The organism is Enterobacter sp. DNB-S2 (assembly GCF_019443845.1).
Classification (GTDB): domain Bacteria; phylum Pseudomonadota; class Gammaproteobacteria; order Enterobacterales; family Enterobacteriaceae; genus Enterobacter; species Enterobacter asburiae_B.
The window spans coordinates 4,133,677-4,157,908 of sequence record NZ_CP050520.1; the positions used below are offsets into that span (position 1 = coordinate 4,133,677).

Sequence of the window (24,232 nt, forward strand, 5' to 3'; positions counted from 1 at the left end):
AAACCGGCGGTATGATTTGGCAAAAAAAAGCCCGCGATAATCGCGGGCTTTCGTGAGGCAGGTAAAGCTTATTTGCTTTTCTTAATGTGCTTAATCAATCGCTTACGCTTACGCATCTGGTTTGGCGTCAGGGTGTTGCGCTTGTTGGCAAACGGGTTTTCCCCTTCCTTGAACTGGATACGGATAGGCGTGCCCATTACGTCCAGCGATTTACGGAAGTAGTTCATCAGATAGCGCTTGTAGGAATCCGGCAGGTCTTTCACCTGGTTGCCGTGAATTACTACGATTGGCGGGTTATAACCACCGGCGTGGGCATATTTCAGCTTCACGCGACGGCCGCGCACCAGAGGCGGCTGATGGTCTTCTGCAGCCATGTTCATGATGCGGGTCAGCATCGCGGTGCTCTGACGACGGGTGGAGCTGTCGTACGCTTCACGCACGGATTCGAACAGGTTACCCACACCGCTGCCGTGCAGCGCCGAGATAAAGTGCACGCGGGCGAAGTCGATAAAGCCCAGACGGAAGTCGAGGGTCTCTTTCACCTGCTCGCGCACTTCATTGCTCAGGCCATCCCACTTGTTGACCACGATAACCAGTGAGCGCCCACTATTGAGGATAAAGCCGAGCAGAGAGAGATCCTGATCGGAGATACCTTCGCGTGCGTCGATGACCAGCAGCACTACGTTGGCATCTTCGATCGCCTGCAGGGTTTTGATAACGGAGAATTTTTCCACCACATCGGTGATTTTCCCGCGCTTACGCACCCCGGCGGTGTCGATGAGGACATACTCGCGCTCGTCGCGCTGCATAGGAATGTAGATACTGTCACGGGTGGTGCCCGGCATGTCGTAAACGACCACGCGCTCTTCACCCAGAATACGGTTAGTAAGCGTAGACTTACCTACGTTTGGACGACCCACGATGGCCAGCTTGATCGGCAGATCCTGCGGGTTGAAGTCGTCTTCAGGCTCTTCTTCGCCCTCTTCTCCGTCTTCGAACTGCGCCCAGTATTCAGCATCTTCGTCTACTTCTTCCGGCGGGTTTACTTCGTCAACCCACGGCAGCAGAACGGTTTCCAGCAGGCTGGTGACGCCACGGCCATGCGATGCCGCAATCGGGTAGATTTCACCCAGGCCCAGAGACCAGAAATCCGCGACGGCCTGATCGGCATCGATACCGTCAGTTTTGTTCGCCACCAGGAAGGTCGGCTTTTCGCGTGAACGCAGGTGTTTGGCAATAGCGGAGTCCGCCGGCATCAGGCCAGCGCGCGCATCCACCATAAACAGCACCACATCCGCTTCTTCAATCGCGAGCAGCGACTGTTCCGCCATGCGGGTTTCAACGCCGTCTTCTGTGCCGTCAATACCACCGGTATCAATACAGATGAACTCACGTCCTTCCACCTCTGCACGACCGTACTTACGGTCACGCGTCAGCCCCGGGAAATCCGCAACCAGCGCATCACGGGTGCGTGTTAAACGGTTAAAAAGAGTGGATTTTCCAACGTTAGGGCGCCCGACAAGCGCGACCACAGGTACCATGTTTGAAGCCTCATAAAATTCAAAATAACGTCGCTTTCGCGGCGTTTTTAAAAATGTCAAAACGGCTCCTGAGTGAACAGGAGCCGTTTAGTATACTACAACCGCCGGGTAATTAACGCGTGATCGCGTACAGCGTGCCGTCTTTTGCCTGAATCAGCAGTTTGCCGTCGGCCACAACCGGATCGGTCAGGAAGCCAGAGCTGTCGACTTTTTGCTGTGCAACAAAGCGGCCGTTATCCGGATCGATCCAGTGCATATACCCTTCGCTGTCGCCAACCACCAGGCTACCGTTGTACAGCGCCGGTGCGGTCAGCAGGCGGTGCAGCAGATCGCTTTGCGTCCACAGCGTCACGCCGCCTTCGGTGCTCAGCGCCAGCAGACGGTCGTTCTGATCGACCATATAGATGCGGTTGCCCTCAACGATGAAATCGTTCACAGAGCCCAGCTCACGTTTCCACATGATCTGGCCGCTGCGCAGATCCAGCGCGGTCAGGTTGCCGTTATAGGCCAGCGCGTAAACCACACCGTTAACAATGACCGGCGTTGTGTCTACGTCGCTCAGACGGTCAATTTCCGTTGAGCCAGTGGCCTGAGAGATACGCTGCTGCCAGATCATCTGACCCTGCTGCATCAGCACGGCGCTCACGCGACCGTTGTCACCGCCCACAATGGCAGCACCAAATGCGGTAGCCGGTGCGGATTCGCCGCGCAGAGAGAGCGCAGGCATATCCAGGTTAACGGTCCATTTCACCAGACCGTCAGCTTCGTTCAGCGCCTGCAGCTGGCCGTTGCTGGTATGAATCAGCACCAGGCCGTCGCTCACCACCGGGCGAGACAGGGATTCACCCGCTACGGTTGTTTGCCAGGCAATAGAACCGTCGCTGCTGTTCAGCGCATAAACCTGCGCTTTTTCGCTGCCCACGTAGACATGGCCACCGGCAACGGTCAGACCGCCAGACAGCAGTGCAGGTTTACGGGAGAACCAGCCGTCTTTTTCCGCCAGGTTAACGGACCATACTTCTTTCCCGTCATCGGCGTTCACCGCTTTCACGGTACCTTTGCGGTCAGCGGCATAGACAACGCTGTCTGCATACGCAGGATGAAGGTTGGAATAGAAATCACCAATCCCATTGCCCACGGAGACATCCCACGCGGTGGATGGGGTAAACTGGTTTTCAACCGTCGGCAGTGGGGACATTTTCACAACGTCTTCTTCGCCACTGAACAGTGAACAACCACTCAATAACGTAACAGAAAGCAGTCCTGGCAGAAGTAATTTACGCAATTGCATCGGGTCCCTCTCAGACGGACAAATTATTTATTTTCATCTGCATCATTTCGCTCAGCGCAGGTGAAGCATTGCTCTCTACGCCAGCTTGCCACGCTTTACGCGCGCCCGCTTTGTCACCTTTGCTCAGCAGTGCTTCACCGCGCAGATCGGCAACGATGGCAGCAAAACCTTCGCCTTTGATGGTATCGAGCGTTTTCAGCGCATCGTCAGCTTTTTTCTGCTGAACCTGAATACGTGCCAGGCGCAGATTGATCACCGCTTTCAGGTTCTCATCGCTTGCCGCAGCAAGGCTCTGCGAGAGCTGTGCAGCGGCTTTATCCAGTTCGTTCTTATCAACGTACTGCTGAGCCACTTCCAGCGCAGCCAGTGCACCGTAGGTGTTTTTGTTGTCAGCCGCAAATTTTTCTGCCGCCGTCAGCGTTTGCGGCTGATCGGCACGAATTGCGCTCACGGTATTTTCATAGGACAGGGACGCGCCGCGCGCGGAATCTGCCTGATGATTGTTCCAGTAACGCCAGCCCACCAGCGCACCGACACCTAAAATAACCCCAACAACCAGCGCTTTGCCGTTTTCAACAAAGAAGCGCTTAATCGCGTCGACCTGATCGTGTTCGTTCTCGTAAATTTCCACGCAGTCCTTCTCCTTAGCCCAATAGAGTGCGCAAGTGCGCCGCAACGCCGTCCTGCGTTACCGTTGTCTGCTCACCAGAGCGCAGGTCCTTCACCACCACTTCGCCGTTAGCCACTTCGGACTCGCCCAGCACCAGTGCAATACTTGCGCCCCACTTATCGGCACGAGCAAACTGTTTTTTAAAGTTGCCGCCGCCATGGTTGGTCATCAGCTTAACGCCCGGCAGCGCATCGCGCACGCGTTCGGCAAGCTGCATCGCCGCAGACTGCGTTTCCGCGCCTGAAGCCACCAGGTATATATCGACAACGGAATCTGCTTTAAATTCCGGATTAACTGCCTGAACCAGCAAAACAAGTCGCTCAAGGCCCATCGCGAAGCCAACAGCAGGGGCTGCGCGACCTCCAAGCTGCTCAACCAGACCGTCATAACGGCCGCCCGCACATACGGTGCCCTGAGAACCGAGGCTGGTGGTCACCCACTCAAACACGGTACGGTTGTAGTAGTCCAGACCGCGCACCAGGCGCTGATTCACGGTATAGGCGATGCCTGCCGCTTCAAGCAGCTTGCACAGGCCCGCGAAGTGTTCGCGAGATTCTTCATCAAGGTAGTCACCCAGCGCAGGCGCATCGTTCAGCAGTGCCTGAACATCCGCGTTTTTGGAATCCAGAACGCGCAGCGGGTTACTGTACATGCGACGTTTGCAGTCTTCGTCCAGCTTCTCTTTATGCTGTTCCAGGAACGCCACCAGCGCATCGCGGTAGTTAGCGCGTGCTTCCAGAGAACCGATAGAGTTCAACTCAAGAGAAACGTGATCGGCGATACCGAGGGCGCGCCACCAGCGGGCGGTCAGCATAATCAGTTCGGCGTCAATGTCCGGGCCCTGCAGGCCAAAGACTTCCACGCCCAGCTGATTGAACTGGCGATAACGACCTTTCTGAGGACGTTCGTGGCGGAACATCGGGCCGATATACCACAGGCGCTGCTCCTGATTGTACAGAAGACCATGTTCGATGCCGGCGCGTACGCAGCCCGCCGTACCTTCCGGACGCAGGGTCAGGCTGTCGCCGTTGCGATCCTCAAAGGTGTACATCTCTTTTTCAACCACGTCGGTGACTTCACCGATCGCGCGTTTGAATAACGGGGTCTGCTCTACAATCGGCAAACGGATTTCGCTGTAACCGTAGCTGCCGAGCACCTGCTTCAGTGTGCCTTCAATGCGCTGCCAGATGGCGGTTTCGCCAGGCAGATAATCGTTCATGCCGCGGATGGCTTGAATGTTTTTTGCCACGTTTATTCTCTTTCTATATACAAAAAAAACCCAAAGAATGGGTTCAATCATACATGGGAAGCGGCACGCTTCCCATCACGTTATTTTTCAACCTGCTGAACGCTGATACGCTGTGTTTCGTCCATCATGGCGGCTTTGGCGCGGATGCGGGCTTCAAGCTGGTCGATCATGTCGCTATTATCCAGACGATCTTTACGAACGCCATCTTCATAGAGACCACTTTTCTTGTTACCGCCGGTTACGCCCAGGGTTGACACCAGTGCTTCACCCGGACCGTTTACCACGCAGCCGATGATGGAGACGTCCATCGGGGTGATAATGTCTTCCAGACGCTGCTCCAGGGCATTCACCGTGCCGATCACATCAAACTCCTGACGCGAGCAGGTTGGGCAGGCAATGAAGTTGATCCCACGCGCGCGAATGCGCAGCGATTTCAGGATATCGAAACCGACTTTGATCTCTTCGACCGGATCGGCCGCCAGCGAGACGCGCAGGGTGTCACCGATCCCTTCAGAGAGCAGCAGCCCCAGACCGATCGCAGATTTTACAGAGCCGCTGCGCAGGCCGCCCGCTTCGGTTATCCCGAGGTGCAGAGGCTGGTCGATCTGTTTTGCCAGCAGACGATAAGACTCCACCGCCAGGAACACGTCGGACGCTTTTACGCTGACTTTGAACTGATCGAAGTTAAGACGATCGAGATGATCGACATGACGCATCGCGGATTCGAGCAGCGCCTGTGGCGTCGGCTCGCCGTATTTTTCCTGCAGGTCTTTTTCCAGGGAACCGGCGTTAACGCCGATACGGATAGGAATATTTTTATCGCGGGCGCAGTCCACGACCATGCGGATACGCTCTTCGTTACCGATGTTGCCCGGGTTAATGCGCAGGCAATCGACGCCGTATTCGGCCACTTTCAGTGCGATGCGGTAGTCGAAGTGGATATCAGCCACCAGCGGAACGCTGACCTGCTGTTTGATCAGTTTGAACGCCTCAGCGGCATCCATGGTTGGGACGGAAACGCGAACAATGTCCGCGCCTACACGTTCTAATGCTTTGATTTGATTGACCGTCGCTTCCACATCAGTAGTGCGCGTATTGGTCATCGACTGAACGGCGATAGGTGCCCCATCGCCGATTGGCACATTCCCAACGTAAATCCGTTTCGATTTTCTACGTTGAATCGGAGCCTGGTTATGCATGAAAAATCTCCCGCGTTGCCCGTCTGTTACTGTGCTGCTGATTGTTCGGCATTAACGGTAAGACGTGCAACCTGGTTAGTTCTGATAAAGCGGCTCAGGTCGACAGGTTTTCCTTGATACTGGATCTGTACCGCTGCCGGAGCGCCGATTTTAAGTTTATAGGGAGCCTGGCCGGTTAGGTTTAACGTGCCATCTTTACGCTGCAGGCCGCTGAACAGTTTTTTACCTGTCGCGTCAGTCACTTCCAGCCAGCAGTCGGCGCTGAAGTTCATCACCAGCGCGTTGGGATCGGCTGCTGTTGCCGTACCCGCCGGGCTGGTTGGCAGAGACGCTGCGCTATTGTCTGCAGGCTGAGTAGCCGCAGGCGCGTTCGCCGCAGTATCAACATTCGCCTGAGAAGGGGCGACAACCGCGTTTTGATCCTGAGCCTGCGGCGCAGCGGTGTTAGCCGTTGCTGCCGGAGCCTGCGGCGCAGCGGTGTTAGCCGTTGCTGCCGGAGCCTGTGCTGCATCGGTCGCCGACGCTTCTGGCGCTGCGGTCTGTGGCTCGCTGGAGGACGCTGCACCGTCGGTATTCAGCGGCACGTTCTGGGAATTCTCACTTCCGGCCTGGTTGAGTTCAGCAGAGGATTGATCGGCCATGGTGGTGATCTCTTCCTGCTGGGCTTTGTGGTTTTGCCACCACCATGCGCCCGTCAGGCCAATCACCACAAACAGCACCAGCCAGGTAAAGCTCATCAGCCAGCCATCGCGTTTTTTACGACGTTTCCCCAGGGAGAAGGTCTGCATCGGCGCAACTTTTGCTGCACGGACCGGTGCCTGCTTCTCCATCATTGGCAGTAATTCATTTTCGGGGATATGGACCAGTTTTGCGTAAGAGCGGATATAACCGCGCAAGAACGTTGAAGCCAGATCGGCAGGCGCCTTATCTTCTTCAATATCGCGAACCGTGGAAACCTTCAGGCACAAGCGTTCCGCAACGGCTTGCTGGCTGAGTCCGAGTTGTTCACGGGCGTTGCGAAGACGAACGCCAGTGGAGAGTGCTTCATGTTGGTCGTGAGTGGCTTCAGTATTCATTCGCTACAACTACTGGTACGTGAAAAATAAGGGTTCAGGTGCCGGTGAGTCACAATGCCACCCGCACCGCGAAACTTCTGGTCAGTTAACCTTGAACAGAGAGTATAAGACTGTCAGCCCGGAGATGACAGTACAGCCCTGCCCGTACGGCTAAACTGTTGTTACGTCGTTACATACTGCCCGAAAGTCGGATGAAACGCACCGTAATTATTGTTCAGTCATCACGAATCTGACTGATTATTCAGTAAGACCAGGCTTCACGGCGCAGATAATGCGCCGTGAGTGCATAATAATCAAACAGCTTTAACCGCGATCGTCTCGCCCTGCATGCGTTTACGCAGGGTACGTTTGGTACGGTCAATAACATCACCTGCCAGCTGTCCGCATGCTGCATCAATGTCATCACCACGGGTTTTACGCACGATGGTGGTGAAACCATACTCCATCAGCACCTTGGAGAAACGGTCGATACGGCTGTTCGAGCTACGGCCATACGGCGCGCCCGGGAACGGGTTCCATGGGATCAGGTTGATTTTGCATGGCGTATCTTTCAGCAGTTCAGCCAGCTGATGCGCATGTTCGGTACCGTCGTTGACGTGGTCAAGCATCACGTACTCGATGGTGACGCGGCCCTGGTTGGCGTTGGATTTCTCCAGATAGCGACGCACCGCAGCGAGGAAGGTTTCGATATTGTACTTTTTGTTGATCGGCACAATTTCGTCACGAATTTCGTCGTTTGGTGCATGCAGGGAGATCGCCAGCGCAACGTCAATCATATCGCCCAGCTTGTCCAGCGCAGGCACAACGCCTGAGGTAGACAGCGTGACGCGACGCTTGGACAGACCAAAACCGAAGTCATCCAGCATGATTTCCATCGCCGGAACGACGTTGGTCAGGTTCAGCAGCGGCTCACCCATCCCCATCATCACCACGTTGGTGATAGGACGCGTACCGGTTACTTTTGCCGCACCGACGATTTTCGCGGCACGCCAGACCTGGCCGATAATTTCTGATACCCGCAGGTTACGGTTAAAGCCTTGCTGCGCGGTTGAGCAGAATTTACACTCCAGCGCACAGCCTACCTGAGAGGAGACACACAGCGTGGCGCGGTCTTCTTCCGGGATGTAGACGGTCTCAACGCGCTGATCGCCTACCGCAATCGCCCATTTGATGGTGCCATCCGCTGAGCGCTGCTCTTCCACCACTTCCGGTGCGCGGATTTCAGCCACTTCCTTGAGCTTGTTGCGCAGGACCTTGTTGATGTCAGTCATGTCATCAAAATTGTCGCTGCAGTAATGGTACATCCACTTCATGACCTGATCGGCACGAAACGGCTTTTCGCCCATCTCTTTAAAGAACTCGCGCATCTGCTGACGGTTCAGATCCAGCAGGTTGATTTTTCCATTTTTATTGGGAACCGCAGGAATGGCGACTTCGGAGGTATTCACTAATTCAGACATAATATTTTCCGGCCTCGTTGTTACACGTTATGGCCCATGGAGGGTTGAATAGAAACGCCCCGGAAAGCAGTCTGCTCGTCCGGGGCGTTGCATTGTACAAAGTCTGGCGCAGGGATGCCACGTCTGGACGCGGCATTTACGAAAATAATGTGTAAACGAAACCGTTAAATTAACGGGTGCGTGGACACACTTCGCCTTCTGCGAAGAAGAAAGCGATTTCGCGTGCAGCAGATTCAACAGAGTCAGAACCGTGGGTACCGTTCTCGGTGAAGCTGTCTGCGTAGTCAGCGCGCAGAGTACCTGCCAGCGCGTTGTCCGGGTTGGTTGCGCCCAGCAGGTCACGGTGACGCTGTACTGCGTTTTCGCCTTCCAGCACGGATACCACGATTGGACCGGAGGTCATGAACTCAACCAGGCCGTCAAAGAATGGGCGACCTTCGTGCTCAGCGTAGAAACCGCGAGCCTGCTCAACGGTCAGGTGCAGCATTTTGGTGCCAACAATTTTGAACCCTGCAGATTCAAAGCGAGCGAAGATGCTGCCAATAACGTTTTTTGCCACCGCGTTTGGTTTGATGATGGAAAAAGTACGTTCAATAGCCATGATAACCTCTGTCAATGTTCTGTTGTTTTGCATACCTGAGTATGGTGTGGCGCGGATTATAATGAGCAATAGCGCCATTGCCTATGGATTCAGGTAACATTTTTTTAAAATAAGACGAGTTTTAGCAACAGCTCACATCAGAAAGCTATTTTCAGGTCACTGCAGCGTAAAATTCACCGTCGCGACCTGACCGGTCTCATCCATAACGAGCAACTGATAATCGCCCGATTTATCAAGCTGTAATGTGTAAACTCTTCCCTTCACATTCAGCGGTTCACCGTTCAAAAACCACCAGCGCTCACCGCTACTGCCGGTCGCCTGAAGCGGCAGCGAAACGCGGGATTCCCCCGGCAGACGTTTGATGACGGCCCCTTCACGCACGCCTGTCAGGATGAGTGGCGCAGGTGCGTCCTGCGACAGCGGAGGACAGGTGGTTGAGGAAGGAGGGACCCGTACCGCGCGACGCTCGGTCGCCGGCAGCCACGGCTCCAGCGGCAGCGGCCAGACATCCAGGACTTTTTCAGTTGCATCAGGGCAATCTGCCGCCACGCGTTTACCCGTTTTATCCAGCCAGACCGGGAAACGAATGCCGCGTAAGCCTTCCTGTTCGGGCAATAACAGCGTGGGCGGTTCACTCCCTTCCAGCAGCCAGGTCGACAGGCGACGCCGACAGTTTTCGCTTCCTTCCGGCAGCGACTGGCCGCCCGGCCAGCAGATCACGCCCCGCCCGACGCTCTCCGGACGCGGGTCGCGCGGCAGGCGGGCTTCGTCTACCGTTGAGCGTGACTGAAGCAGGTTATTGACCTGATTTAAGAGTGGAACTGCGCTGGCGAAACCAAACTGCCCCGCTACGGGCGTGCCGTCCGGTCGGCCTGTCCAGATGCCTATTACGTAGCGGGCATTAAGACCAATAGCCCATGCATCACGGTAGCCGTAGCTGGTGCCGGTTTTCCATGCCAGCGGCGCGATCTGCGGTAATGCATTATCCGGCAGCGGCTGCGCCTCGTTCGCCAGAATACGGCGAATAATCCACGCCGAGCCTTGCGACAGCAGCGGACGTTCAATGAGCGGATCGCCCGGCTGTAACCGCAGCCTTCCCGCCTTACCGTGTCGGGCAAACGCGCTGTAGGCCGCGGCGATATCGGCCAGCCGGGCGCCTGCCCCTCCGAGGATCAGGGACAGATTTGGCTGCGCCCCCGCAGGCAGGATCAGCGGCAAGCCTGCGTTGCTCAGCATCCCGGCAAAACGTTTTGGCCCGTAGGCTTCCAGTACCTGTACCGCGGGCAGGTTGAGGGAGCGCACCAGCGCTTCACTCATGCTGACCGGTCCGTGGAACCCACTGTCAAAATTCCCGGGGCGATAATCACCGGTTTTTCTGGGAACGTCCTGGAGCAGCGAGGCGGGATGGATCAGGCCATCGTCCAGCGCCATACCGTAAATAAAGGGCTTTAACACCGATCCCCGGGATCGGATCGCATTGACCATATCCACGTGGCTAAAACGCGTGTCATCGTTAATATCCACCGAGCCGACCCAGCCGCGCACTTTCATATCGGTGTGATCCACGACGATCATCGCCAGCGAGCTGCGTGCCGGCAGGCGAGATTTCCAGTTCATCGCCAGCTCTTCCAGCTGCCGCTGCAGTCCGGCATCCAGCGTGGTGACAATTTTTGCGTCGCGGCTTTTGCCGAGCATCATGCGCGCAAAGAGCGGCGCCAGCTGCGGCATCTGTCGGGGCGCCAGCCATACCGATTCTTCCCGTGATTCTTTAACCTGCTTCGCGGACCAGACGCCCTGCGTTACCATGCGGTCGAGCACTTTGTTGCGCGCCGCCTCGGCCCGTTCAGGCCAGCGGTCCGGACGCAAGCGGCTGGGTGCCTGCGGCAGTACCGCCAGCAGCGCCGCTTCGGAATAGCTGAGCTGCGACGGCTGTTTGCCGAGATAGGTCCAGCTTGCCGCCCCGACGCCCTGCAGCGTGCCGCCAAACGGAGCGCGGTTGAGGTAAAGGGTGAGAATGTCGCGTTTGGAAAGATGCCACTCCAGCTGCATCGCCCGCCAGAGCTGACGAACTTTGCCGCCAAAGGTGCGCGGATGCGGGTCCAGCAGGCGTGCCACCTGCATGGTGAGCGTGCTTCCACCAGAGACGACTTTGCCAGAACTGAGATCCTGCCAGGCAGCGCGCAGGACAGAGAGCGGGTTTACGCCTGGGTGATCCCAGAACCAGCGATCTTCATATTGGATCAGCGCCTCAAGGTAGCGGGGAGAGACCTCTTCAATGGTAACCGGGTAGCGCCAGATCCCGTCGCTATCGGCAAAACGCCAGAGCGGCGTGCCCTTCTCATCTACCACCACCCGGGCGGGATTAACCTCTTTCAGAGGCAACGGCCACAGGCGGTCGGCGGCGACAATCAGCCCCCATAAAATGAGAAGCGCTCCCGCCAGCCATAGCCAGCGGGAGCGTGTCAGACGTGCCATTCGCATATTACGGAACAACAATCAGCGGGCCGCTGGCCGCCCCCGTTGCCCGCCACTGCGGAACGTACATAGACTCCACCATCGGGACCGGCACCTGATAGGTTCCCGGCGTCACGGCGCGGGCCAGATAAACCAGCGTGACCGGCTGACCTTCGTTTACCGGCACGGCAGCCACAAAGCGGTCGTCGCGGAACTCCATATGCTGAATATCCGCCTGCTGCATCTGGCTGAGCAGGTTCTGAACCTCACTGCCGCTGTCCTGCAGGCTGGCGCTGCTGCTCGCCAGGTTCTGGTTTTCGAGCTCCAGACCCGCAGGGAGCAGATCCACCACCAGCGCATCCGGCACGTTCTGGCTGGCTTTAACGTCCAGCCACACCAGCACCAGCTCACCGCTCTTCAGCGAGGAGAGCGATTTACTGCTGCCGTCGGTTGCCAGGATATGACGTTCAACCTGCAGCACGTTCGAGCTCGGCTGAGGGGCATATTCCGGATAACCGGTGCTGTCCAGGCGTACCCACAGCGGCGCTGTGCCGGTGTTAGTCACCTGCAGCGCGCCAAGCTGGTCGCCGCTCACGTTTTGCACCAGTGACTTATCGCCGCCTGATGCGGTCTCAGACAGCGAAGTTTTCGCCTGCCACGCACCAGACAGGGTTTGTAGCGAGCGTCCAGCCAGGAACAGCGCATTGCTCTCCTGCGTTGACAGCCAGCGCTGGCTGAAGGCCTGTTCAGACAGGGCATTCAGCAGCGTATTTTGCGCATCAGGCAGCAGCTTGTACTCCTCCAGAAGAGAGAGCATCAGCGCGTTATCGCGAAGCTGGCTGCCGTAATCGGCCATCCAGGTTTTGCTGTCGTTACGCGATGTTTTGAGCGCCAGATCCAGCGCCTGCTGGCTTCGCGGCGCATCGCCCATCAGTTTGAGCGCCATGCCCAGCTGCATCAGCGGAAGCCCGGAAGCCGCCTGCCCGTGGCGATCCCAGATTTCACGCAGCGCGCCCAGCGGCGCTTTTTGCTGACGTGCCAGCACCAGCGCGGCATAGGCCTGCACGGCAAACTTGCTGGCCTGAGTATCGTCGCTGTAGCGAATGGACATCATGCCCGGATCCTGCAGGTAGCGCAGCAGGCGGTTATTGGCGTTATTCACTGCATCGGCAGGTACGCTGTAACCCTGCTCGCCCGCGCGCACCAGGAAGTCGGTCACGTAGGCCGTCAGCCAGTACTCTTCCGGACCGTTTTTATCCCATAGCGCAAAACCACCGTCTTCACGCTGCATCTGCAGCAGACGGGAGATGCCAATATCAATCGCTGCACGGCGCTTGTCATCGGTGTCGCCCTTGATGCCAAGTGCAGTCAGCTGCGCCGCGTTGGTGTAGAGCGACGGGAACAGGCCACTGGTGGTCTGCTCCAGGCAGCTATACGGATACGCCTGCAGCTCGCGAATATAGCGCGCCAGGTTAAGCGGTGGTTTGCCGCTCAGCAGCAGTTGCCCCTGCAGGATAGCAGGAGAGAAACCGTTACTATGTTGCGCCGGTGCGGTCCAGGACTCGCCGGGGTTCAGCATGGTACCGGTATTCACCGTCTGCGCCGGGAATGCCGGCCGCACGCCGATTTTCCAGCTCTTCTGCTGCGGTGCGAAAGTCTCGCCCGGAAGTTGCAGGCCCGTAACCTGTGCTGTCACCTCACCATCACCATAACCGTCCAGCGCTCGCACCGGAATAAACAGGGTACTGCGCGCGCCAGGAGACAACTGAACCGGCTGCGGCTGCGAGCCTTCCAGCGACAGTTTTCCTGTCGCGGTCAGGGCGACGTTCAGCGTTTGCGGCTTGTCCGTCAGGTTGGTGAGATCCAGCGTCAGCCGCGAGGTGTCCCCGCTTGCCAGGAAGCGCGGCGTGTTAAGCTCGGTAATGACCGGCGCAGCCACCACAACCTTGCTTTCGCTGCTGCCGAAATCGTCTTCCGTCCAGGCCTGCGCCATCAGACGCAGCTCGCCGTTGAAATCACCAATCGGCAGCGTAATCGTGCCTTCTCCGTTGGCATCCAGCGTAACCGGCTGTGCCTGCTGGGCAATAATGGTGACGTGGTTCACCGGCGGCTTACCGCCGCGCTTCAGCTCATCACCGTCACCACCAAAGCGCAGCGCGGCCAGGCGGCCCTGCCCTTCGATGACCTGGCCGTAGATATCGTAGATATCCGCGCCGTAGCGTTTCTGACCGAAGAAAGCCTGCCACGGATCGGGCGTAACGTAATCGGTGATGTTCAGCACGCCGCTGTCAACCGCCGAGACCAGTACGTTCATTTTCTGCGGAACCGCACCCTCTTTCACGCTGGCTTTCACCTTCACAGAGAGCGTCTGGTTTGGACGCATTTTCTGCGGGTTATCGAGCGCAATGTTCAGACGGCGATTTTCATCGCCCATCGGCAGATGCAGCAGGCCGACCGCGCGTTTCGGCGTGGCGGATTTGGATTTATCACCAGGACGCACCACCAGCGTACTCAGGTAGAGATCGTGACGTTTCCAGGCTTTGTCGACCGGGATAGCGAGATCGAGCCCGTTTGCCGGTACGTCGATCTCTTTCCACCACAGCGGCCCTTCGCTGGACTCAATCATCGCATAGCCCTTACCTGCTGACGGCGCTGCAATGTGCAGGTTAATGGTATCGCCTGGCTGATAGGCTGGCTTATCCAGTTTCAGCGTCACGCGGTCAGGACGTGCAGCCCCGGTGCCGTCGCTGTTATCCTGCCAGCTGTAGCCTGCCCAGAAGCGCACGCTGCTGACCATCTCATCAGGCGCTTTAACTTCCAGACGGTATGAGCCCCACTCCACCGGGAAGGTGACTTTACCCGTCTCGTCGGCCTTGAGAGTCAGCTCCTGCTCGCCTTCAACCAGATCTTTCTGATCGAACTGAGACTGCCAGCCTTCGCTCTCAGACCAGTTCCAGAAGTAGTCGCGGCGCTCACGGATCAGGCGTACCTGTAAACCGGAAACCGCCTTTTTCGCTCCGCTGGCATCGGCATAAACGATGTCGAAGCTGGCGTTGCCGTTCTCGTCAACAATCGGTTGGTTGACGGTGGTATCGGTGCGGTAGTCGTAAACGGCTTTACTGGCGAACTGAGGGCGGATACCCGGCAGCTCAGCCGCTGGCCAGATGGCCTGCTCAGCGCGACGCGTCACCGGACGGCCGCCCGACTCCAGCAGGCTGGCCTGCAGGATCAGCTGCAGCGGAGAGTGGACCTCTTTCCACTGGCTTTCGGTAGAAACCTGCCCACGCCCCTGCTCATCCAGCGTAAGCTGAACTTCATCCAGACTGCGGCTCAGGTTCTCCTCAGCGATATCGCCAAACTGGAAGCCCGGCAGCGCAGCCACCGCGTCACGCAGCGGACGCAGGAAAAGCTGGCCCTGCAGAGAATTACCGTTGGCCGGTGCGCCATACAGATAATAGCCCACCACGTTAAAGTCCACGTTATCCTGCGGTGAAACCGGCGTTTTTTGTCCGCTCAGGTTGAGCGCCATACGCTCGGGCATGAAGTCTTCGACGTGGAAGTCCCACAGGCGCTGCAGGTTATCGCCCGTGTTGGCGCGGATATGCCACATACCGGTCTGCGCCCCGCTGTCCAGCGGATAGTTAAAGCGATAGAGCCCGTTCTCTGGCTTGACGACAATCGTACGCGCGACCTGTCCATCCGGGCGCAGCACGTCAAGCTTCACGGGCTGATCGGGAAGCGGCTTACCGTCACTGTCGCGCAGTAAGCCGTTGAGGATCACCGTTTCACCCGGACGATAGAGATCGCGCGGGCCAAACATGAAGAATTGCTTGCTGTAGCCGGGGCTACCGGCAATATCGAACTCCGCCAGATCCAGCGCCGGAAGCTTGAGGTCAAGCAGCGTGGTCTGGCCGTCTTTGCTCGCCAGAATCAGCGCGGCTTCTTTGTCCGTTTCAAGCTTCGCATGACCGTCGGCATCGCTCTTCGCCTCGGCGAGAGTCTGGCCTTTATCGTTTAGCAGCGTGACGGCCACGCCGGACTGCGCCGCACCGTTTTCCAGACTCTGAGTGAAGATATCCAGGCGGTTATGGTAACGGTGAGCGGACAGGCCAATATCGCTTAGGGTAAAGAGCGTTGCGGCGTTGCTGTAGTTGTAGTGTCCAGCCTGGTTCATGACCGCGATATAAACGCCAGACTGCTGGAGCGGTTTAATATCCTTCAGGGGCAACAGCAATTTTTCGCGCGTGTTGCGCGCCGGATTAAGATCGAATCGACCGGTGTAAACCAGCTCCGCCATCTTCAGCAGGTTATCGGACTCCCAGTTGGTCAGCGAGTTACGGTACTCCCACTGACTGACAAGGGAGGCCAGCGATTCCGGCTTCACGCGGTAAAAGTTGACATCAACATTGTTGACGTTGAGCGCCATCACCGGCAGACCTTCCACCACCTTGCCCGGCAGGAGCGAGCCGCGGCTGGCAAAACCAACGGTGGGTTCAATGTCCCGGGTAGTCAGGGCTTTTTCATAATCAATGCCGAACGTCGCCTTGTTCAGCGCCTGCAGGTCACGTTCAACGGTGACGACCAGGTTGCGGTTAGGCTCCAGATGGCGCAGGCGAAGCTCTTTCAGGTTAGGCGCAAGTTCCCACGCCCCGTCAACCTTGCCGCTTTTCTTGTCCACGACATGCACCGTTTTGGCGAAATCCTGATCGGGATTCAGCGGAACAGAAAAGGTCAGCACCAGCGTGGCGGCACCGTCGAGCTGAACTTCTGAGGTATCCAGCAACGTCAGCGCTTTTCCCTGAGTCTGGGCAGCCAGTTTAGCCAGCGTTTCAGCATTGGGCTTTTCTGCAGCTTTCGGTGTGGATGCGGTGGATGCCGCGGGAGCCGCAGCCTGAGTTTTATCGTCGCTGTTATCACAGCCGACAAGCGTAAACGTGGTGAGCAGCGCAAGAGAGAGCGCGGCTAAGCGAAACGGTTTCATCCTTTGTCCCTGGCCCAAGGAGCCTGTTGGTCGTCGTCCGGATAAGTATTATCCGCAAGTTTCATTAATTCAAAAAGGCCAATTTTAAAATCTGGAAAGCGCCTCGCAGAACGGCATCACGCCGCTACGCCGTGATGGAACCGCGATCACAGCACATAACGTCACATGTTACCTTTCAAGTCATTTGTTTTTAAAACAAGAAGATAGCTGGCTAAGCTCGCCCGAAGGCTGCTAGTTTTATGACCATGACGCACCCCGAGTGCGCGGTTCAAAAAGAGAGAAAGCCATGAAACGAGCCGTGAACGCCCTACAAAATTTCGGAAAATCATTGTACGGACCGGTACTTATCTTACCGATCGTCGGTCTGTTTATCGCCTTTGGTAACGTGCTGGGTAACGGTAATCTCGCTGAATACCTGCCGTTTCTGGGCCATCCGCTGATTCAGCACCTTGGTCAGCTTATCGCGAAATCTGCCGTGTCGGTGCTGGTCAACCTGGCGCTGGTGTTTGCCATCGGGATCCCGATTGGTCTGGCGACGCGTGATAAAGGCTATGCCGCGCTGATTGGTCTGGTGACCTTTGTCGTGTTCATCAACGCCATGAACGTCACGCTACAGCTGCAGGGCGCGCTGGCGCCAGCGGCCCAGATGAAAGCGGCCGGGCAGACCATGGTACTGGGCGTGCAGGTGCTGGAGATGGGCGTTTTTGCCGGGATCCTGACCGGGGCGCTCTCCGGATATCTGTACAACAAATACTCCAGCGTACAGTTTAACGGCGCGATGGCGATTTACTCCGGCCACTGTTTTGTCGCCATCGTCATGCTCCCCGTCTCCATGCTGCTCGGCGTGGTGATGAGTGAACTGTGGCCGTATGCCCAGCACGGCATTAGCGCCCTGGCGCTGGCCATCAAAGGCTCCGGGCCGTTGGGCGTGGCAATCTACGGTTTCCTGGAACGTATTCTGGTCCCCACCGGCCTGCACCATCTGGTTTATACCCCGTTCCTCTATACCGAGCTGGGCGGCACGCAGGAGGTGTGCGGCGCAACCTATCAGGGCGCACGCAATATCTATTTCGCCGAGATGGCCTGCCCGGACGTGAAGCAGCTCAGCAGCACCGTGGTGTGGGACGCGCGCGGCATCAGCAAGATGTTCGGCCTGCCTGCCGCAGCCCTGGCGATGTATATGACCGCAAAGCCGGAGCGTAAAGCCATTGCGAAAGCCATTCTGATCCCGGCGGCGCTGACCTCGCTGCTGGTCGGCGTGACCGAGCCGATTGAGTTCTCCTTCCTGTTCGTCGCTCCGCTGCTCTTCGTGGTGCACGCGGTGCTGACCGGCATCGGCATGATGCTGTTCTCGCTGCTGGGCGTTCACGCCATCGGCGCCAACGGGATTATCGACTTCATCCTCTACAACCTGCCGCTCGGCACGGAGAAGTCCAACTGGCCGATGTATATCGTGGTCGGGCTGATCATGTTCGCCCTCTACTTCGTGGTGTTCCGCTTCCTGATCCTGCGCTTCAACATGAAAACGCCGGGCCGTGAGGATGACGATCGGGAGACGCGCCTCTACAGCAAGCAGGAGTACCAGGCGAAGGGCAATAACGACGGGCTGGGCGAATCCATCGTGACGGGTCTGGGCGGCCGGGAAAATATTGAGGTGGTGGACAACTGCTACACCCGCTTACGCGTCACGGTGAAGGACGTCGCCATTATCGACGAGCCGCGGCTCAAGGCGACCGGCGCGAAAGGGATTATCAAACAAGGTAACAACGTTCAGGTGGTCTACGGGCTGCACGTCAAAAAAATGCGAGAAGCCGTTGAGACGTTTCTCTGAAAGGAGCTAAAGATGTTTACACCCCCATTCATTCTGTCGATTGCCGGCGGCGGTAGCACCTACACGCCGGGCATTGTGAAAAGCCTGATGGTGCGCCTGCAGGATTTCCCGCTAGCCGAAATCCGCCTTTATGACATCGACGAGGCGCGCCAGAACACCATTGCGCCCGTCGTCGAGAAGGTCATTCGCGACCACAGTCAGAGCATCAAATTTACCGTCACCGGTGATCCGGAAGTGGCGTTCAGCGGCGCGCATTTCGTCTTCGCCCAGATGCGCGTCGGCCAGTACAAGATGCGCGAGCAGGATGAGAAGATCCCGCTGCGCCACGGCGTGGTCGGCCAGGAAACGTGCGGACCCGGTGGCCTGGCCTACGGACTGCGCACGATCCTGCCGATGGTGGAGCTTATCGATCTGGTGGATCGCTACGCGCACGAAAAAGCCTGGATCGTGAACTACTCCAACCCGGCGGCGATCGTCGCGGAGGGCGTGCGCCGGCTGCGGCCAGATGCGCGGGTGCTGAACATCTGCGATATGCCTGTCGCCGCGATGCGCAATATGGGGGCGATTCTGGGTGTCGATCGCCGCAGGCTGGAGGTGGACTACTTCGGCCTGAACCACTTCGGCTGGTTTACCCGCGTGCTGGTGGACGGCGAAGACAAGCTTCCCGAGCTGCGTAAACATATCGCGAAGTTTGGCCTGCTGACGGAAGATGCGGCTAAAACCGATCCGCAGCATTCCGATCCTTCGTGGGTCAAAACCTGGCGCAACATTAAGCCGATCATGGACAACTTCCCGGAGTATCTGCCGAACCCGTATCTGCAGTACTACCTGATGCCGAACCAGATCGTCGAGCATCAGAACCCGGACTATACCCGCGCCAATGAAGTGATGGACGGGCGCGAGAAAAAGCTGTTCGCCGCAGCTGAAGAATACAAGCGCACCGGGATCCTGCCGGATGCCTTCCACGTGGGCGTTCACGGCGAGTTTATCGTCGATGTTGCCTGCTCGCTGGCCTTTAACCTGCGGAGCCGCCATCTGGTGATGGTGGAAAACCGCGGGGCGATTACCAACCTGCCTTACGATGCCGTGGTGGAGGTGCCCGCTTATATCACCTCCGAAGGCCCGGAACCGATTCGCGTCGGTCAGGTGCCGCTGTTCCATCAGACCCTTTTGCAACAGCAGCTCGCTTCTGAACAACTGCTGGTGGAGGCCACCATCGAGGGCAGCTATGAGAAAGCCCTGCAGGCGTTCACCCTCAACCGCACCGTGCCAACCATGGAGCATGCAAAAGCGATTCTGGATGAGATGATCGAGGCCAACCGCGACTACTGGCCTGCGCTGCAAAAAGCCTGGCAGGACGGCGAAACGGTGAAAAAATAGGGGCTTGCTCGCGAGTTGAACGTGGTTTGCTTGTCGGTGTCAGAAAAAACACCGACAATCCTTTTTTACGGAAAAGAATGGAGGCAACCCATGTCCACCTCATATTTTGTCGCCGCCGACTGGCTGATTGAGCACGGTGACGATCCGGAAGTTCAGATTATTGACGCGCGTATGGCCCCGGCCGGGCAGGAACACCTTCGCGATATGGTCGCGGAATACCGTGCCGGACATCTTCCTGGCGCAGTATTTTTTGATATCGAAGCCCTCTCCGATCGCAACTCTCCCCTGCCGCACATGCTGCCGCGCCCGGAAGCGTTTTCTGTGGCGATGCGCGAGCTGGGCGTCAGCAAAGACAAACACCTCGTTGTTTATGATGAAGGTAACCTCTTCTCCGCCCCGCGCGCATGGTGGATGCTGAAGAACTTCGGCGTGGAAAAAGTCTCTATTCTGGCGGGCGGGCTGGCGAGCTGGAAGCGCGACGAGCTGCCGCTCCAGCAGGGTGACGTGACGCTTCCGGAAGGCGAATTCGACGCCACGTTCGACGCGCACGTGGTGAAACGCCTGACCGACGTGCTGGTCGTGAGCCATGAAAAAACGGCGCAAATCGTCGATGCCCGTCCTGCTCCGCGCTTCAATGCCGAAGCGGATGAACCGCGTCCGGGGCTGAAGCGCGGACATATTCCGGGGGCGCTGAACGTGCCGTGGGGCGATCTGGTGTTTGAGGGCGAGCTGAAAACCACCGACGAACTGCGCGCCATTTTTGACCGTGCTGGCGTGGATTTACATCGTCCGATTATTGCCAGCTGCGGCTCCGGCGTAACGGCCTGCGTGGCGATCCTGGCGCTCGCCACGCTCGGCGCGAGCGACGTCACGCTTTACGACGGCGCCTGGAGCGAATGGGGTGCGCGGGACGATCTGCCTGTCGAACCCGCGAAATAATGGATAACCGCCTGGCCACGCTGTTAACGCGCGGGGCGTCGCTGACCCGCGCGGAGTATCGCGTCCTCGCCCACCTCACGGAGCACCCGCTGCTGGTGGGCAACATCACGGTACGCGAGCTGGCGCAGGCGACGTTTGTTTCTACCGCCACCATCATGCGGCTGTGTCAGAAGCTGGGGTTCAGCGGCTTTAGCGAGTTTATCTGGCACTGCAAGCAGCTGCTCTCCGGCACGCCGCATATTGCCGCCCAGGGGCAGTCGCTTCCTGAACTCCCGGCGCTGTTTAATCAGTTTATCGCCAACTATCAGCACACCTTCCAGTGGGTCACGCAGGAAAAGCGCCAGCAGTTTGCCGACCTGCTGCGCCAGAAAGAGAGCTTCTTTCTCTACGGGGCCGGGTTTTCCTATCTGTTTGCGGAGTACCTGACCAAGAAGCTGCAGGTGCTGGGCAAAACGGCGTTTATCTCCGGGCCGGGGGACAGCCGGAATATTTTCCTCAGCAACGCCGCCCGCTATCAGGTGTTTATTGCCGTCTCGCGCAGCGGTGAAACGGAGCAGGTGCTGGATAAAGCGCGGATTGCCAAAAACGTCGGTATGACGATCGTCGCGTTTACCCGCGCCTCGGCCAATACGCTGGCGGGGATGGCGGACGTGCATTTTGCCCTCTATGACGAAGCGGTGCACTTCGCCGCCGAAGCCGCGGGGGTGACGTCGTTTGAGTCGAATCTGGTGCTGCTGATGGATTTACTGCTGCTGGAAGCAACGGGGTGATATTCACCCCGCCGTAATCAGATGATGCGGTTGGTTTTGAGATCGCGCAGGAAGCCGCCCCAGCGACGCTCGTAGAACGGGGTGATGTGCTCGGTAATAAAGTGGCTGATGCCCTTCTCACCGTTCTTCACCTGGCAGATATCAATCGGCTCATCGCCCGGCAGCGTGTCGGTCGCCACGCTTCCCGCGGCCTGAATGATATCGTCGATATCGCCGTCCGCCTCAATACCAATCAGCAGAACCGGATGCTCGTCCGCACGCTCTTTAATGGAGCAGAGAAACGCGCGTCTAACCGGTTTCAGGGTTTTGAACAGCGTCGTCAGGGAATCAATCATCTGCGCGGGCGGCTCGGCCACTTCAGACAGCAGCAGCGTTTCGCCCCCTTCCAGCACTTCCTGGGTGCTGAGCGGGTTGCCCTCTTCACCTATCAGATGGCTGATTTCACGCGGGGTAAACTCTTTCCCGGTCGGCAGCTTCGCGTTAAGGAACAGCGTCTGGCCAAGTGTCATTTCGAACAGGGTACGCACCGGCATCACTACGAACGCCTGTTCGTCTTCTACCGCTTCCTGCAGGGCTTCCAGCGAGGTAAAGAACGGGATCACCGACGTGCCGTCGTCTTTCTCCCAGTGCAGCAGATCCAGCGCGCTGTCTTCGACAACCTGCTCACCTTCCGCCGCGGTGCCCGGCACCCAGACGGTGGATTCCAGCAGCGTGCGGAAAAATGCCGGACGGTGGGCGGGCTCGGTCGCCGCCTGCTCCAGCAGAGTTTCTAATTCGTTTTTGGTTTCGGACATAACAATTCCAGATGATGCATTTCCCCTCACCCCAGCCCTCTCCCTCAAGGGAGAGGGAGCAAACCATCCCCTCTCCCCCTGGGAGAGGGTTAGGGTGAGGGCAATAAAGATTACTCAGCCGTCAGCAGGTTCGCCACGGTACGCACGCCCAGACCGGTCGCGCCAGCGGACCACTGCTCAACCGCCGCTTTACGGTAGGTTGCGGAGCAGTCGATGTGCAGCCAGCCTTCGTGGTAGTTCTCAACGAAGTGGGACAGGAAGCCTGCCGCCGTGCTTGCACCCGCCGGGTACGCCGCGCTCGCGGTGTTGTTCAGCTCGGCAAAGTTGGACGGCAGCTGGCTGCGGTGGAACTCGGCCAGCGGCAGACGCCAGAACGGCTCGTTTTCCGCAGCGGCGCTTGCCAGCAGGCGAGCGGCCAGCTTGTCGTCAAAGCTGAACAGCGCGTGGTAGTCGTTGCCCAGGGCGGTTTTTGCCGCGCCGGTCAGGGTCGCCATGTCGATAATCAGCTCTGGCTTCTGGGCAGACGCGTCGATCAGGCCATCGGCCAGCACCAGACGGCCTTCGGCGTCGGTGTTCATCACTTCGACGTTTTTGCCGTTGCGATAGCGAATGATGTCGCCCAGCTTGAAGGCGTTACCGCTCACCATGTTGTCCGCGCAGCACAGATACAGCTTCACGCGCTTGTTCAGACCGCGGGTAATGGCGAACGCCAGCGCGCCGGTGATGGTTGCCGCGCCGCCCATGTCGGACTTCATGGAGTCCATGAACGCGCTCTGCTTCAGGCTGTAGCCGCCGGTATCGAAGGTGATGCCTTTACCCACCAGGCAGGCAAAGACCGGCGCCGCTTTATCGCCGGTTGGGTTGTAATCCAGCGCCAGCAGGACCGGAGGACGCTCAGAACCACGGCCCACGGTGTGGATGCCCATGTAGTTCTGCTCGCGCAGGTCTTCACCTTTGGTGATGCGGTAGGACATTTTCTCGCCCGCCACGCCGCACAGCAGGTCAACCGCGCGCTGCGCCAGTTGCTCAGGACCGAGCTCTTCCGCCGGGGCGTTGATGGTGTCGCGCACCCAGTCGATGATTTGCAGGCGGCTTTCCAGCTCTTTCTGACCGGCTTCGTCGAGGTTAGCCCACTCGATTTTGCGGGTGCCTTTCGGCCCTTTGTAGCCAGCCCAGAATGCCCAGCTGCGGTCGGTATCCCAGCCTTCGCCTTCCAGGGACACATGCTTAATGCCCAGGCCGTCAATTTTACGCGCGGCGCGCTGGATCAGGCCCAAATCATCGTTGCCCGGCAGGTGCAGGGTAATGCCGTCGTTGTTGATGCTGTAGGTGGCTTTCTCGCCCCAGCGCGCATCGGCTGGCTGCGTAGAGAGCGTAATCTTCATCGCTTCGGTCATTTTATTTATCCTTATTAGCAACTAGCAAACGGGCCGCCTGAAGGCAGCCCGTTATGTTATTTATTCTGCTTCATCTAACCAGACTAACAGAATCGCCTCCAGAATTTTTTCATTGGATGCGTTTGGATCGTCGTCGAAATCTTCTAAATCGCAGATCCACTGGTGCATGTCGGTGAATCGTACGGTCTTCGGATCGAGATCCGGGTTCGCGTCGTAGAGCGCTTCGCCGATTTCACGGCTGTCTGTCCACTTCAGTCCCATATCAATGCTCGCGTGCGTGGTTGATGGTGTAGCGTGGGAACTCCACGACCAGATCTTCATCGGTCACCGCGGCCTGGCAGCTCAGGCGGCTGTCAGGCTCCAGACCCCATGCTTTATCCAGCATGTCGTCTTCGTCTTCGGTGCTCTCGGCGAGAGAGTCGAAACCTTCACGCACGATGCAGTGGCAGGTGGTGCATGCACAGGATTTTTCACAGGCGTGTTCCACTTCGATACCTGCACGCAGGGCAACATCGAGAATGGTTTCACCGGTCTTCGCTTCCAGAACAGCGCCATCCGGACAGAGGTCCGCATGAGGCAAAATAACAATCTTTGGCATA

The 24,232-nt window shown here is 57.9% G+C and carries 18 protein-coding genes; 4 read left to right on the plus strand and 14 right to left on the minus strand.

Annotated features, from left to right (window positions below; all coding sequences use genetic code 11):
- Positions 1-68 precede the first annotated feature (68 nt).
- From der to HB664_RS19915, 10 genes are all read right to left on the minus strand, one after another.
- The gene (gene der / locus HB664_RS19870) at positions 69-1,541 is read right to left on the minus strand and encodes a ribosome biogenesis GTPase Der (RefSeq protein WP_023308811.1); all 1,473 of its coding nucleotides are present in this window, start codon (positions 1,539-1,541) and stop codon (positions 69-71) included.
- A 112-nt stretch (positions 1,542-1,653) separates the two neighbouring features.
- Positions 1,654-2,832 (minus strand): outer membrane protein assembly factor BamB, encoded by a 1,179-nt coding sequence (gene bamB, locus HB664_RS19875; protein ID WP_008502135.1) that lies wholly within the window; start codon positions 2,830-2,832, stop codon positions 1,654-1,656.
- A gap of 10 nt (positions 2,833-2,842) precedes the next feature.
- Positions 2,843-3,463: a YfgM family protein gene (locus HB664_RS19880; RefSeq protein WP_033146211.1), complete on the minus strand. Its 621-nt coding sequence runs from the start codon at positions 3,461-3,463 to the stop codon at positions 2,843-2,845.
- Positions 3,464-3,476: 13 nt separating this feature from the next.
- Positions 3,477-4,751: a histidine--tRNA ligase gene (gene hisS, locus HB664_RS19885; protein ID WP_032622984.1), complete on the minus strand. Its 1,275-nt coding sequence runs from the start codon at positions 4,749-4,751 to the stop codon at positions 3,477-3,479.
- 80 nt (positions 4,752-4,831) lie between these two features.
- Positions 4,832-5,950, minus strand: a complete 1,119-nt coding sequence (ispG, locus tag HB664_RS19890; RefSeq protein ID WP_023308814.1) for a flavodoxin-dependent (E)-4-hydroxy-3-methylbut-2-enyl-diphosphate synthase — start codon at positions 5,948-5,950, stop codon at positions 4,832-4,834.
- A gap of 26 nt (positions 5,951-5,976) precedes the next feature.
- The gene (gene rodZ / locus HB664_RS19895; protein WP_219940087.1) at positions 5,977-7,026 is read right to left on the minus strand and encodes a cytoskeleton protein RodZ; all 1,050 of its coding nucleotides are present in this window, start codon (positions 7,024-7,026) and stop codon (positions 5,977-5,979) included.
- A 293-nt stretch (positions 7,027-7,319) separates the two neighbouring features.
- Entirely contained in the window at positions 7,320-8,486 is a 1,167-nt protein-coding gene (locus HB664_RS19900; RefSeq protein ID WP_014171168.1) for a bifunctional tRNA (adenosine(37)-C2)-methyltransferase TrmG/ribosomal RNA large subunit methyltransferase RlmN, read from the minus strand.
- 169 nt (positions 8,487-8,655) lie between these two features.
- On the minus strand, positions 8,656-9,087 hold the full coding sequence (ndk, locus tag HB664_RS19905) for a nucleoside-diphosphate kinase (RefSeq protein ID WP_003860625.1): 432 nt from the start codon (positions 9,085-9,087) through the stop codon (positions 8,656-8,658).
- A 156-nt stretch (positions 9,088-9,243) separates the two neighbouring features.
- On the minus strand, positions 9,244-11,568 hold the full coding sequence (pbpC, locus tag HB664_RS19910; RefSeq protein WP_219940088.1) for a peptidoglycan glycosyltransferase PbpC: 2,325 nt from the start codon (positions 11,566-11,568) through the stop codon (positions 9,244-9,246).
- A 1-nt stretch (position 11,569) separates the two neighbouring features.
- Positions 11,570-16,522: an alpha-2-macroglobulin gene (locus tag HB664_RS19915; protein WP_219940089.1), complete on the minus strand. Its 4,953-nt coding sequence runs from the start codon at positions 16,520-16,522 to the stop codon at positions 11,570-11,572.
- 286 nt (positions 16,523-16,808) lie between these two features.
- Between HB664_RS19915 and HB664_RS19920 the strand changes: the two genes are divergently transcribed.
- The 4 genes from HB664_RS19920 (at position 16,809) to HB664_RS19935 (ending at position 21,442) form a co-directional block, all read left to right on the plus strand.
- Entirely contained in the window at positions 16,809-18,353 is a 1,545-nt protein-coding gene (locus HB664_RS19920; protein ID WP_219940090.1) for a PTS transporter subunit EIIC, read from the plus strand.
- A 12-nt stretch (positions 18,354-18,365) separates the two neighbouring features.
- Positions 18,366-19,733 carry a 6-phospho-alpha-glucosidase gene (locus HB664_RS19925; RefSeq protein ID WP_219940091.1) on the plus strand — a complete coding sequence of 456 codons (1,368 nt, stop codon included), beginning with the start codon at positions 18,366-18,368 and terminating at the stop codon, positions 19,731-19,733.
- A gap of 90 nt (positions 19,734-19,823) precedes the next feature.
- Positions 19,824-20,672, plus strand: coding sequence for a 3-mercaptopyruvate sulfurtransferase (gene sseA, locus HB664_RS19930; protein ID WP_219940092.1), 849 nt, complete (start codon positions 19,824-19,826; stop codon positions 20,670-20,672).
- Positions 20,672-21,442 carry a MurR/RpiR family transcriptional regulator gene (locus tag HB664_RS19935; protein ID WP_219940093.1) on the plus strand — a complete coding sequence of 257 codons (771 nt, stop codon included), beginning with the start codon at positions 20,672-20,674 and terminating at the stop codon, positions 21,440-21,442. Before sseA ends, HB664_RS19935 begins: the two co-directional genes overlap by 1 nt.
- 17 nt (positions 21,443-21,459) lie before the next feature.
- On the opposite strand, the gene sseB is transcribed toward HB664_RS19935, so the two are convergent.
- The 4 genes from sseB to fdx form a co-directional block, all read right to left on the minus strand.
- Positions 21,460-22,236 (minus strand): enhanced serine sensitivity protein SseB, encoded by a 777-nt coding sequence (gene sseB / locus HB664_RS19940; RefSeq protein ID WP_023333036.1) that lies wholly within the window; start codon positions 22,234-22,236, stop codon positions 21,460-21,462.
- A gap of 110 nt (positions 22,237-22,346) precedes the next feature.
- Complete coding sequence (gene pepB, locus HB664_RS19945) at positions 22,347-23,633, minus strand: aminopeptidase PepB (protein ID WP_087823108.1); 1,287 nt, start codon at positions 23,631-23,633, stop codon at positions 22,347-22,349.
- A 60-nt stretch (positions 23,634-23,693) separates the two neighbouring features.
- The gene (gene iscX / locus HB664_RS19950; protein ID WP_003860650.1) at positions 23,694-23,894 is read right to left on the minus strand and encodes a Fe-S cluster assembly protein IscX; all 201 of its coding nucleotides are present in this window, start codon (positions 23,892-23,894) and stop codon (positions 23,694-23,696) included.
- A gap of 1 nt (position 23,895) precedes the next feature.
- Positions 23,896-24,231, minus strand: coding sequence for an ISC system 2Fe-2S type ferredoxin (gene fdx / locus HB664_RS19955; protein WP_003860652.1), 336 nt, complete (start codon positions 24,229-24,231; stop codon positions 23,896-23,898).
- Position 24,232 lies beyond the last annotated feature (1 nt).